Genomic DNA, 12,459 nt, shown 5'->3' on the forward strand with positions numbered 1-12,459 from the left:
CGCTTACTGGTAGCGGACCGTGAAGTTCGCGACGCCGTCCGCGGTACCCGGCGTCACGCCGGCTGCCGTCGCTTCGTACATCGCCGCGAAGCGCGCGATGTTCGTGCCGTTCTGCAGCACCGTCGGCGCCTTCTGTTCGGCGCCGTTGTCGAGGTACTCGCCCGACGCGGCCTGCAGGCGGATGCCGACATTGGTTGCCGAACCGATCGTGGCGAGCAGCTTCGGCTGGCCGGCGCTCGACGTACCCGTGAACGTGAAGTACGCGTTCTTCGCGACGCTGGTGTCGCAATCGGTCAGCTTGATGTCGAAGTTGGTCGGCGTGGACTTGTCGCCGGCCTGCTTGAACACGTTGGTCGGCACCTTGCCGAGGTTCACGGTCTGGTTGACCGAGCCCGAGTCGATGCCGCATGCGCCCGCGACGATCTCGCCGGTGAAGTTGATCGTGCCGGTGCCCGCCGCGAAGGCCGAGGTGGACAGGGCCGCGAGTGCGACAGCGGTCAGGATGGGTTTTTTCATGAAGTTTCCCGTAAGGAGTGCAAATGGAATGGATGACGTGGCGGACGCAAACGGCAGCGTGTGGTGGCTCCCGTCCGTCACGAGGCGGCATTATCGAGATAACCATGAAAGATTTCTGTAAATCATTGTCAAATCCGCCTGACAATGTTCGATTTACCCCTCTAAACCCGCATTCTTTCCTTTCCATTTTCAATTATCGAATTTTCATCCGCAGTCCTTTTTTATTTTTCGGAACTGGTTGAAGATTAAGGGAATTTCTTGCCGATAATCGCTGTCGCGCCACCAGCCCTTGCCTGCATTGGTTTGCATGGGAGCGCCATTCAAAAGACAAAACATTGTCCAAAGCCGCCACCGTTGTCATATTGCAACGCGAATATCGCGCCATTTTCAACTGACAGGAAATTAACGACGGCACTCCATCGATATGGATTTATCGCGCAAACGATTGCGAAAAGCATACAAACGTTTTACCGCGACACTTTGTCGCCGCCATTAATTCCAATGCATTGATTAATTCGATCGTCAATTGCCGATCGTGAAACCGCATGCACGCGCGGCCGCTGGAACGCGGCTGGCATGCCGGATTGGGCGAAATGAAAAGCGCGGAGACGGTCCGCCGAACGGTGAAAGGAAGCGCCGACGACGATCGGCGGCACGGCGGGCGGTACGCCCTGTCGAAGCGGCGGCCGAACGTCGAAGCGCGTGGCCGCCGTGAAGTCGCCCGACACGCCGCGGCGTCGGGCGACGAATCGCACGTCACGCGGAAGCCGCGGCCTCCGCCGTTGCCGGCGCCCAGCCGCCGCCGAGCGCACGGTACAGCGCGATCGCGTTCGCGAGCCTGAGCTGCCTGAGCCGGATCTGTTCCTGCCCCGACTCGTACGTGCTGCGCTGGGCGTCGAGCAGTTCGAGATAAGTCGCGACGCCGCCCGCGTAGCGACGCTCCGCCAGCTTCAGCCGCGCGCCGTCCGCCTCATATACATCCTGCTGCGCGGCGAGCTGCCGGTCGATCCAGTCGCGCGCGGCGAACGCATCGGCCACTTCGCGAAACGCGGTCTGCACCGCCTTCTCGTATTCGGCAACGGCGATGTCCTTGCGTGCGTTGGCGACGTCGAGGTTCGCGCGATTGCGGCCGCCCGCGAAAATCGGCAGCGTGATGCGCGGCGCGAACGTCCACACGCTCGTGCCAGCCGCGAACAGGCTCGAGAACGCGTCGCTCACCGAGCCGTAGTCCGTCGTCAGCGCGATGCGCGGGAAGAACGCCGCGCGCGCCGCGCCGATGTTCGCGTTCGCGGCCTTCAGCCGTGCCTCGGCCTGCCGGATGTCCGGCCGCCGTTCGAGCAATGCGCTCGGCGCACCGGGCGCCACGGGCGCGATCGACAGCGCGTCGAGTGCGGTCGCGTCGCCGGGCACGCTGCGCGCGAAGTCGCCCGCCAGCAATTGCAGCGCCCGTACGGCCTGCGCATGCTCGCGCCGCAGCGCGGCCTGCGACGCGCGCGCGGACGCCACCAGCATCTCGGCCGAGCGCAGCTCGATCGCGTCGCTCGTGCCGGCCGCATAGCGGCGTTGCGTGAGCGCGGCCATCCGCTCGCGCGCATCGAGCGTGCGCTGAGCGAGCGCCAGTTGCTCGTGCAACGATCGTTCGGAAACGTACGCGCCCGCCACTTCGGCGATCACGCCGATGCGGACCGTACGCTGCGCGTCGGCCGTCGCGAAATATTCGGCGAGCGCCGCGTCGGACAGGTTGCGCACGCGGCCGAACAGGTCGAGCTCGTATGCGCTGACGCCGACGCCCGCGCGGTACAGCCCGCTGATCGCGCTTTCGCGCACGACCGGATCGTACTGGCGCGCGCGTTCATAGCCGAGATTCGCATCAACCGACGGCATCAGGTCAGCACGCTGCACGCCGTACAGCGCGCGCGCTTCCTCGAGCCGGCCGGCCGCGATCCGCAGGTCGCGATTGTTCGCGAGCGCCGCGTCGATCCACGCCTGCAGCGCCGGATCGGTGAAATACGCATGCCAGTCGTCGAGCAGCGCCGCATCCTGCGCCGCGGCCGACGCGCCGGCCGGTGTCGTATTGCCGTCGACCGGCGCATAGGTCGCCGGCACCGGCGCCGCCGGGCGTTCGTAACGCGGCGCGAGCGAGCACCCGGCGAGCGCGAGCGCGGCGGCGAGCGCCGCCGGAAGCCGCCGCGCGGCGCGTGCATTCAGCGCGAACATCATGGTTGCGAACCCTCCATCGTCGTCGGCTGCGCGCCGCCGCGCCGGCGCGGGCCGACGTCGAACAGGCGGCCGACGATCACGAAAAACAGCGGGACGAGAAACACCGCGAGCACGGTCGCCGTGATCACGCCGCCGAGCACGCCGGTGCCGATCGCCGTCTGCGCGCCGGACGCGGCGCCCGATGCGAACGCGAGCGGCAGCACGCCGACGCCGAACGCGAGCGACGTCATCACGATCGGCCGCAGCCGCAGGCGCGCGGCCTCGAGCGCCGCGTCGACGAGCGACATGCGCTGCGCGACGAGATCCTTCGCGACTTCGACGATCAGGATCGCGTTCTTCGCGGACAGCCCGATCGTCGCGATCAGCCCCACCTTGAAATAGATGTCGTTCGGCATCGCGCGCAGCGTGACGCCGAGCACCGCGCCGATCACGCCGAGCGGCACGACCAGCATCACCGCGAACGGAATCGACCAGCTCTCGTAGAGCGCCGCGAGCGCGAGGAACACGACCAGCACCGACAGCGCGAACAGCATCGGCGCCTGCGCGCCCGACAGCCGCTCCTCGAACGACTGCCCCGACCACGCATAGCCGATGCCGGCCGGCAGTTTCGCGGCGATCCGCTCGATCGCGCTCATCGCCTCGCCGCTGCTGTGGCCGGCCGCGGCCGAGCCGTTGATCGTGAACGACGGATAGCCGTTGTAGCGCGTGAGCTGCGGCGGCCCGAGCGTCCAGTGCAGCGTCGTGAACGCCGCGAGCGGCACCATCTCGCCGCGCGCGTTGCGCACGCGCAGCTTCTTCACGTCGTCCGGATCGAGCCGGTGCCGCCCGTCGGCCTGCACCATCACGCGCCGCACCTGCGTGCCGTGCATGAAGTCGCCGATATAGTCGGAGCCGAACATCACCGCGAGCGTCGTGTTGATCTCGTCCATCGACACGCCGAGCGCGGACGCCTTCGCGCGATCGATGTCGAGCTTCAGTTGCGGCGCGTCCTGCGTGCCCGCGAACATCAGATCGGTGAGCGCACGATCCTTGCCGCCCGCCGCGAGCAGTTGCTCGCGCGCGGCGCTGAACGTCGCGTAGTCGAGCCCGCCGCGGTTCTGCAGCCGGAAGTCGAAGCCGCTCGACGAGCCGAGATCGGGCAGCGCCGGCGAGTTCATCGCGAACACCGTCGTGTTCGGCGTGCCCGCGAAGCGTTCGTTGATGCGCGCGACGATCGCTTGCACGTGATCGCGCGCGGCCTTGCGCGCCTTCCAGTTCTTCAGCGTGACGAAGATCATCCCGCCGTTCGGCCCTTCGCCGTAGAGGTTGAAGCCGCCGAGCGCATAGGTATAGGCGGCCGGCTCGTCGCGGCGGATGGCCGACTCGACTTCGCGCACGCTCTGCATCGTTTCCGCGAGCGGCGTGCCTTGCGGGCGGATCACCATCACCATGAAGTTGCCCTGATCCTCGTCCGGCAGGAACGCGGTCGGCAGTTGCGTGAGCATCAGCGCGGCGGCCGCGGTCAGCGCGCCGTACACGACGAGCCAGCGTACCGGCTTCTTCAGCATCGCGCCGACCCGCGCCGCGTAGCGCTGCGTCGCCCGCGCGACGAAGCGGTTGAACCCGCCGAAGAAGCCGCGCTTCTCGTGATGGTCGCCGGACACCGGCTTGAGCAGCGTCGCGCACAGCGCGGGCGTCAGCGACAGCGCGAGGAAGGCCGAGAAGCCGATCGACACCGCGAGCGACAGCGCGAACTGCCGATAGATGTTGCCCACCGCGCCGCCGAAGAACGCCATCGGCACGAACACCGACGTGAGCACCACGGTGATCCCGACAATCGCGCCGCTGATCTGCCGCATCGCCTTGACGGTCGCGTCGTACGGCCCGAGCCCTTCCTCGACCATCAGCCGCTCGACGTTCTCGACGACGACGATCGCGTCGTCGACGAGAATGCCGATCGCGAGCACCATCCCGAACATCGTCAGCACGTTGATCGAGAAGCCGGCCGCGTACATCACGCCGAACGTGCCCGCGAGCGCGACCGGCACGACGAGCGTCGGAATCAGCGTCGCGCGCAGGTTCTGCATGAACAGGAACATCACCAGGAACACCAGCACGCCGGCCTCGATCAGCGTCGTGACGACCTTGTTCATCGACACGCGCACGAACGACGACGTCTCGTACGGGATCTGGTATTTCACGCCCGGCGGAAAGTACTTCGACAGCTCGTCCATCGTCGCGCGCACGCGCTTCTCGGTGGACACCGCGTTCGAGCCCGGCGCGAGCTTGATGCCCATCCCGGTCGCGACCTTGCCGTTCACGTACGACGGATAGTTGTAGTCGTTGCCGCCGAATTCGATGCGCGCGACGTCGCGCAGGAACAGCGCGGAGCCGTCCGGCCGCGCGCGCAGCGCGATCGCGCCGAAATCGGCCGGCGTCTTCAGCGGCGCGTCCGCGAACACGGTCGCCGCGATCGGCGCGCTGTCCGGCACCGCGCTGCGGCCGATGTCGCCGATCGTCACGCGCGCGTTGTGCGCGCGCACGGCCGACGCGATGTCCGACGCGGTGAGGCCGTGCCCGGCCAGCTTCACCGGGTCGGGCCAGATCCGCATCGCATATTCGGCGCCCCAGAACTGCACCTTGCCGACACCCTCGACGCGGCGCAGCGCCTGCACGACGTTCGCCGACGCGTATTCGCCGAGCTGCACGTCGGTCATCCGGCCGTCGTCGGACGTCAGCGACACGACGAGCTGGATGTTGTCGGCGGCCTTCTCGACCTGGATGCCGTCGCGGCGCACGGGCTCGGGCAGGCGCGCATCGACCGTCTTCAGCCGGTTCTGCACTTCGACGGCCGCGAGATCGGCGTTCACGCCCTGCTTGAACGTCAGGTACAGCGACGCCGCCCCGGCGCTGCTCGTCGCGGACGTATACAGCAATCCCGGCGCGCCGTTCATTTCGCGCTCGATCAGCGCGGTCACCGATTCCTCGACGACCTGCGCGGACGCGCCCGGGTACGCCGCATAGATGCTGACGACGGGCGGCGCGATGTCCGGGTACTGCGCCACGGGCAGCGCGCGGATCGCGAACAGGCCGCCCAGCATGATGAAGATGGCGATCACCCACGCGAAGACGGGGCGATCGATGAAGAAACGTGCCATGTTGGTTTGAACCGGTCAGGTTTGACGGGCGGCCGCCCGCGAAGCGGCCGCTGCCGGCGCCGCCTTCGACCGCGGCGCCTTTTCGACGGGCTTGACGGTGGTATCCGGCGCGAACTGCGCGGCGTCGTCGACGATCACGCGCTCGCCGCCCGCGAGGCCGCGCGTGATGCGCCAGTCGTGGCCGCTCATCTGGTCGGCCGTGACCTCGACGTCCTTGACCTTGCCGTTCGCGCCCACCACACGCACCGACGTACGGTCGGCGGTACGCAGCAGCGCGTCGCGCGGCACGAGGATCGCCCGCTGGTCGACCGCCGTGTCGAGCGCGATCCGCACATATGCGCCGGGCAGCAGCTCGCGCTCCGGATTCGGGAACAGCGCGCGCATCGCGACGGTGTCGGTGGTCGGATCGACCGCGAGATCGCTGAACAGCAGCTTGCCCTTCAGCGGATACGCGGTGCCGTCCGCGCGCAGCAGCGTCACCGCGATGTCGTGCTGCGCGATGCCCGTCGCGCGCCCGCTCTTCACCGCGCGACGCAATGCGTCCACGTCGGCGGCCGGCTGCGAGAAGTTCACGTAGATCGGATCGAGCTGCTCGACGGTCGTCAGCGGCGTCGCCTGGTCCTGGCCGACGAGCGCGCCCTCGGTCACGAGTGCGCGCCGTGCGCGGCCCGCGATCGGCGCGGTGACGGTCGCGTAGTCGAGCTGCAGTTGCGCGCGTGCGAGTTCCGCCTTCGCCGAAGCGACCTCGGCCTTCGCCTGCGTATCGGCCGCGACGGCCTCGGTGTGGTCGCGCTCGCTCACCGCGCGATCGCGCACGAGATCGTCGTAACGGCGGCGCTTGTCGGTCGCCGCGAGCGCGGCGGCCTGCGCCTTCGCGAGCGCGCCCTGCGCGGCGTCGCGGGCGGCCTTCAGCGGTGCGGGATCGATGCGGAACAGCACCGCGCCCTGCTTCACTTCCTGGCCTTCCTCGTAGGTGCGCGCGGTGACGATGCCTGCGACCCGCGCGCGGACTTCCGCCTGCCGGTATGCGTCCAGCCGGCCCGGCAGTTCGACGGTCATCGGCACCGCCGTCGGGCGCACCGTCACGACGGCGGCCTGCTTCGCGGCCTCCGGCGCGGCGTCCTCGTCGCCCTTTCCGCATCCACCCACCGCCAGCAGGGCCGCGAGCGCGAACGGCGCCAGCCGCGTGCGGCGCCACAGGGTGCGTTTGTTATTCATGTTCTGACCTCGGAACGTTCGCCGCCGATACAATGCGGCGGCTCAGGGTGGCCGATTATAATCAGTCATGTCTGATTAAATACAGGCTCCTTCAATCTGACCGACACACTGTCTCAATAAAACGACAGCGAACTGTAAGGAATTTCACGACATGGCCCGCAAGACCCGGGAAGAATCGCTCGCCATCAAGCACCGGATCCTCGACGCCGCCGAGCTCGTGCTGCTCGAGCGAGGCGTCGCGCAAACCGCGATGGCGGACCTCGCCGAGGCCGCCGGGATGTCGCGGGGCGCCGTCTACGGCCATTACCGCAACAAGATGGAAGTCTGTCTGGCGATGTGCGACCGCGCGTTCGCGCGCACGTCGGAAGGTTTCGACGCCGGCGACGGCCTGCCGCCGCTCGCGACGCTGCGGCGCGCCGCGTCGCACTACCTGCAGGAATGCGGCGAGCCGGGCCCCATGCAGCGCGTGCTCGTGATCCTCTATACGAAGTGCGAGCAGAGCGAGGAAAACGGCGCGCTGCAGCGGCGCCGCATGCTGCTCGAGCTGCAGATGCTGCGGATCACGAAGGCGCTGCTGCGTCGCGCGATCGCGGCCGGCGAAATCGCCGCCGATCTCGACGTGCATCTGGCTGCCGTCTATCTGGTGTCGCTGCTCGAAGGCGTGTTCGCGTCGATGATCTGGACCAACCGGCTGCGCGGCAACCTGTGGAACGACGCCGAGGCGATGCTCGACGCCGGTTTCGACGCCGTCCGCACGTCGGCCGCGCTGCGCCGGCGCGCGCAAAAATTGCCGGACTAACGAAAATCGTCGTAACAAATGCTGATTTAACCCGACTTACCGCACTGCGAAACGAATGAGTTGACCCTCTTTAAAATTTTTAACGTTTCGCGGAACATCGGTAGACTGACGCTGTCATCTTTCTTTAGCGTCTTCGTGATAACCGGGTTCGACCCGGCATGCACGCCGCCGTTCGAAGCGGGGCCCGCCCCGCGAGTTGGGTCGAACGGGAACGATACAGGCCCCTGGCGGGGCCTGTTTTGTTGCACGCCCGTCGCCCGCCATGTCGCCCCCCTGACGCATGGACCGCCGACGGCTCCTGCCCACACCTCTTTGAACCGCTTTCCTGGATGTGGACACCTTTGGTCAAGCCTGCCGCAACCCCTGATGCTTTCGCGCCCGGCCGCGCGCAGCGCCTCGTGCGCGCGCTCGTGCCGGCCGCCGTGCTCGGCGCCCTCGCCGCCTTCGGGCTCGCCGCCGCGCTGCCTGCCGTATCGCAACTGCCCGGCGCCGTCGACTCGGGCACGGCCGCGCTGCCGCAGCGCGTGCTGTCCGATACGCCGTTTCCCACCGCGCAGCATTTCGTGACGAGCGAGCTTGCACGCACGCTCGGCGAGCGCAACGACTACCTCGAGCGCAACGATCGCAGCCCGCAGCCGGGCCTGTTCGCGCCGCTCAGCGCGCATCGCAACGACATGCTCGGCTACGCGAGCCTGTTCCAGTTCGCGTCGCCCGATCACCGGCAAGGGATGCGCGCGGGCGACATCGAGCTCACGCTGTCCGATACGCTGAATCGTCTCGACGTGCCGCCCGAAGTGCGCATCCAGCTGGGCGATCTCGTCACCGGCAAGGTCGCGATGCGCGCGAGTGCGCAGCGCGGCGACTATTACCGCCTCGCGTTCGACACGCACGACGGCACGCCGCGCCTGACCGCGCTCGAGCTGCGCGTCGCCGGCCGCACGTTCGGCGCGATCTGGTTCCACGCGCCGGGCGCCGAACACGGTGCGTACTACACGCTCGACGGCTCGCCGCTCGAAGCCGCGGCGTTCACGATGCCGGTCAAGTGGACGCGCATCAGCTCGTTCTTCGGCGAGCGCATCCATCCGCTGTCGCAGGCGATGGCGTTCCATACGGGCGTCGATCTCGCCGCGCCGAGCGGCACGCCGGTCGACGCGGCGGCCGATGGCGTCGTGTCGTTCGTCGGCACCGATCCGGGCGGCTATGGCCGCTACGTGATCGTCGACCATGCGGATGGCTATTCGACCTACTACGCGCACCTGTCCGCGTACGCGCGCGGGCTGAAGGTCGGCGAAACGGTGAAGCAGGGCCAGCGCATCGGGTCGGTCGGGATGACGGGCGCAGCCACCGGCCCGCACCTGCATTTCGAGGTGCGGGTCGCGAACGATCCGGTCGATCCGCTCGTCACGCTCGCGAACGCGCAGACGGGGCTGTCCGACATGCAGCTCACCGCGTTCCGCCAGGAAGCCGCGCAATGGCGCTTCCGGCTTGCGTCGATCAAGACGACGCCGTTCGCGTTCGCGCAGAACGACGGGCCGCTGTGGGGCGATTTCGCGACCGGTCCGTCGACGCTGCGTGCGGTTTTCGATACGCACTACTCGGCGGAGCGAAGCTGATTCGGGGGCACACGATCCTGGTGGTTGCGGAAGAGCGTACGGTCAAGTGCTCCGCCACTCTTCTCTACACCGTCCGCTGGTCACGGGCTTGAGCCGATGTTTTGGCGCGGGGTAAAAGCAGACTTGCGCCTGATACCGAAGGCGGCTCGCACTACATCCCCTCGTGGTCATAGCGCCGGCGCAATACCGGATCCCGAGTGATTCGCAACCGAAAACAGTTCGGGCACCACGCACCGCGATTGACCACCGTGTTCGGCATCGAGTCCCAAACATGTCCGTGTGCGCATTGCCACGTCAATTTGACTCGATTGCCGTGATATTCGGTACTCAAGCATCGACCACCGCGCTCCGCGGCAATTGCCTGCATGTCCTCTATCGTTCGGCGTTTCGCGAGATTGGCGCAATGCCGACACCATGCCCCGCCGAGCACCAAATGCCCCCACGTCGTCCATTCATGTCCACGTGCGCATCGGAATCGGTACTTCGAATTTGTCACGTGATACTCCGTCGAGAGAAGCTGTCCACCGCGTAGTGCCGCTGCGGCCTGCAATCGCTGGAGCCCGTTCGGATCGCGTTGCTGTTCTCCATGCCTGATTCGAGCACAGTGCGGGCACCATCCGCCGTCGACGATTCTGTGAGCTACGGCTGTCCATCGATGGCCCTCGGCACACTCCCATTCGTAATGCGCGGCGATACCGATATACGTGTCAGTCAGACAACGACCGCCGCGCTCCGCCGCCGCCTCATGAAGACGTTCCAAGCCATCGGAATGTAGGAGACACGCGGCCAACTCGATTTTTGCGCATCGCGGACACCCGTGGCCGTCTAGAATCTTGCGAGCCTCGGTCGTCCATTCGTGTCCAGAACGACAGGTGAAATGTTGCCGCGCCGTTTGACCGAGATAGGTTCCTTCATGGCAAACAAGACCGCGTTCACTCAATAGTTCCTGAAAGCGGTGCTGCACGCGCACTTGTTCGCACTGGAGGCAGGTTATCGTGCCGCGCATCGCGACAGTGCCTATGCGCGTGAAGTCATGGCCCGATTCGCAGCGGAATTCATAGTAGGACTTCAGCCCTCGCCATTCGAGCGTTAGAAGCGTATGCCCCCGTTCGGCGGCAATCTCGACCAGACGGGCATATGCAACGTCGGGCTTGCGACGTGTACGTGTCGGAGAAGTACCTTGGCTCATTGTCTTCAGAACTGAGCAGTCACCTGAAAACCGAGCGTCACTCGCGCGGTCGGAAAACCCGACGGCTTGTAGACAGGCGTACCCGCGAAGAGATCGTAGCCGTATCCGCCGAACCGAGTCGCGACACTGCCCTTGAAGCCAATCACTGCACCGGCGAGCTGCGTGCCGACCAAGGCAACCGGCTCCGGTCCCCAGACCCGACCGTAGTCGAGACCTGCATAGGCCGATGCCCCGGTCTGCGCGATGGGTACCTGCAATTCGTTGCGCCAGTAGAACCCGCGTGATGCCGCCAGCAGCGTTTCACCGTCGAATCCCCGCACGGTATAACGACTGCCGATCGTGACGCTATCGAGGTATGAAACCGTGTTGCCGGTGTACTGACCATGAAAGGTCGTCACGTATTTGAACGGCTGCGCCCCAATCGCAAACGGTGTCGACAGATTCGCATCGAGCACGATCATCTTGAATCGGTACGTCTGCCCTCCCTCTGCCGCGAACATGCTATCGGTCGAGCCGAGCCAGCCCAAGCCCTGACGATAGGCAAGCGAGCCGTCGAACTGCGACGAGCCGAAATAGTGCCGGTCAGTCAACCCGAGTTCGAGAAAGGTCGCGTTCTGGTGCGACGACGGTATCGTCGTGCCTTCGATATAGCTGTCGCCGAAACGGCGCGTCAGGCGAACCTGTGCGCCGAACACATCGTTCCGGCTGCGCGTCAGCACACGATTGAGCCTGAAATCGATCGTCTTCATGTTGCCGCTCGCAACGAACGTCTGATTCACGGCCGCAAGTGGTTGAAAGTACGTGTTGGTGTAGGCGGAGAGCGTGCCGGTCCAGTAGCCCCAGGGGATCGAATAGAACGCGTTCCATCCGTGCGAGCCGAAGCGCTTGTCGCCGAATTCCAGATCCTGGTTGAAGCCGACGTTGAAGATGTCGTTCAGGCCCAGCGGGTTGTCGATGCCAAGCGATACGTTGCCTTGCAGTTTGCCCGTCGCACGCGTGCCGGAATTGTCGATGGAGGCGACGACGGTCCATGGCTTGCCGCGCTTCACGTCGAGTACGACATCGCTTTCGCCAGGCGTATCGCCCGGTGCGATCCGCATCGACACATCCTGGCTTGAGACGCGCTTCATCTGCTCAAGCCCTTGTTCGATGTCGCGCAGGTTCAACACGTCGCCGTCGCGCGTCGGGAATGCGGTCTTCCACGTTCCGCGTAGCTTCTCGTCCTCGAAACGCACGTGGCGGATCACGCCCGGAATCAGCGCAAGCTTCAATGTGCCGGTGGACAAATCCTGCTCGGGCACGAGTACGCGGGTCGTGATGTAACCGCGTGCGAGGATGGCCTGCGAGAGTCCCTTGACGATCAGGTCGACGCCTTGCTTGCCGACGCATTGGCCGGCGTAGTGCGCAAGCCAGTCGCGCGCAAAGGCGAAGCGATCCATCGGCAAGGCGGATGCGCCCTGCATCTTCGCGGCGACCGGTAACGAGTCGGGCACGTCGAGCGTAAAACGATCGATTCGGAAACACGACGTCTCAGTCGGCAGTACGGGGTAAGATTCTGGACGCGGCACATCGGAGCGCACGCCCGGCGCTTGCACGGTGGCTTCGCGCTGCTGGGCATCACGGCGCTGTTGCACCTGTTGATTCTGCTCGGCATTCGCGCGGGCGGCGGCCTGATCAGGCGGCGTCGGCGCTTGTTGTGCCTCCGCGACACACGAAATGAAGACAGAAAGCAAGCAAACCCAACACCGCTTCATATTTTTCATTTTT

7 protein-coding genes are annotated in these 12,459 nt (G+C 66.1%); 2 read left to right on the top strand and 5 right to left on the bottom strand.

Going from position 1 to position 12,459, the window contains the following annotated elements:
- Window positions 1-3: 3 nt before the first annotated feature.
- The 4 genes from C5F75_RS10320 to C5F75_RS10340 all read right to left on the bottom strand — a co-directional run bounded on the left by C5F75_RS10320 (window position 4) and on the right by C5F75_RS10340 (window position 7,091).
- Window positions 4-516: a fimbrial protein gene (locus C5F75_RS10320; RefSeq protein WP_099316384.1), complete on the bottom strand. Its 513-nt coding sequence runs from the start codon at window positions 514-516 to the stop codon at window positions 4-6.
- A 756-nt stretch (window positions 517-1,272) separates the two neighbouring features.
- The gene (locus C5F75_RS10330) at window positions 1,273-2,733 is read right to left on the bottom strand and encodes an efflux transporter outer membrane subunit (RefSeq protein WP_104012252.1); all 1,461 of its coding nucleotides are present in this window, start codon (window positions 2,731-2,733) and stop codon (window positions 1,273-1,275) included.
- The gene (locus C5F75_RS10335) at window positions 2,733-5,873 is read right to left on the bottom strand and encodes a multidrug efflux RND transporter permease subunit (protein WP_059584118.1); all 3,141 of its coding nucleotides are present in this window, start codon (window positions 5,871-5,873) and stop codon (window positions 2,733-2,735) included. Before C5F75_RS10335 ends, C5F75_RS10330 begins: the two co-directional genes overlap by 1 nt.
- 15 nt (window positions 5,874-5,888) lie before the next feature.
- A complete protein-coding gene (locus tag C5F75_RS10340) occupies window positions 5,889-7,091 on the bottom strand; it encodes a MexX/AxyX family multidrug efflux RND transporter periplasmic adaptor subunit (protein ID WP_099316382.1) in 1,203 nt (400 codons plus the stop codon).
- 151 nt (window positions 7,092-7,242) lie between these two features.
- Between C5F75_RS10340 and C5F75_RS10345 the strand changes: the two genes are divergently transcribed.
- Complete coding sequence (locus tag C5F75_RS10345; RefSeq protein WP_104012161.1) at window positions 7,243-7,890, top strand: TetR family transcriptional regulator; 648 nt, start codon at window positions 7,243-7,245, stop codon at window positions 7,888-7,890.
- Between the two features lie 341 nt (window positions 7,891-8,231).
- Entirely contained in the window at window positions 8,232-9,503 is a 1,272-nt protein-coding gene (locus C5F75_RS10350) for a M23 family metallopeptidase (protein ID WP_099316381.1), read from the top strand.
- Window positions 9,504-10,697: 1,194 nt separating this feature from the next.
- On the opposite strand, the gene C5F75_RS10360 is transcribed toward C5F75_RS10350, so the two are convergent.
- Window positions 10,698-12,446: a ShlB/FhaC/HecB family hemolysin secretion/activation protein gene (locus C5F75_RS10360; protein WP_104012162.1), complete on the bottom strand. Its 1,749-nt coding sequence runs from the start codon at window positions 12,444-12,446 to the stop codon at window positions 10,698-10,700.
- Between the last annotated feature and the right edge of the window lie 13 nt (window positions 12,447-12,459).

This window comes from Burkholderia anthinoferrum (assembly GCF_002925705.1).
GTDB classification, from domain to species: domain Bacteria; phylum Pseudomonadota; class Gammaproteobacteria; order Burkholderiales; family Burkholderiaceae; genus Burkholderia; species Burkholderia semiarida.

Excerpts from the sequence above, each read along its gene's own strand:
- C5F75_RS10340 (WP_099316382.1), bottom strand. The coding sequence starts at position 7,091 with ATGAATAACAAACGCACCCTGTGGCGCCGCACGCGGCTGGCGCCGTTC.
- C5F75_RS10335 (WP_059584118.1), bottom strand. The coding sequence starts at position 5,873 with ATGGCACGTTTCTTCATCGATCGCCCCGTCTTCGCGTGGGTGATCGCC.
- C5F75_RS10360 (WP_104012162.1), bottom strand. The coding sequence starts at position 12,446 with ATGAAGCGGTGTTGGGTTTGCTTGCTTTCTGTCTTCATTTCGTGTGTC.
- C5F75_RS10320 (WP_099316384.1), bottom strand. The coding sequence starts at position 516 with ATGAAAAAACCCATCCTGACCGCTGTCGCACTCGCGGCCCTGTCCACC.
- C5F75_RS10345 (WP_104012161.1), top strand. The coding sequence starts at position 7,243 with ATGGCCCGCAAGACCCGGGAAGAATCGCTCGCCATCAAGCACCGGATC.
- C5F75_RS10330 (WP_104012252.1), bottom strand. The coding sequence starts at position 2,733 with ATGTTCGCGCTGAATGCACGCGCCGCGCGGCGGCTTCCGGCGGCGCTC.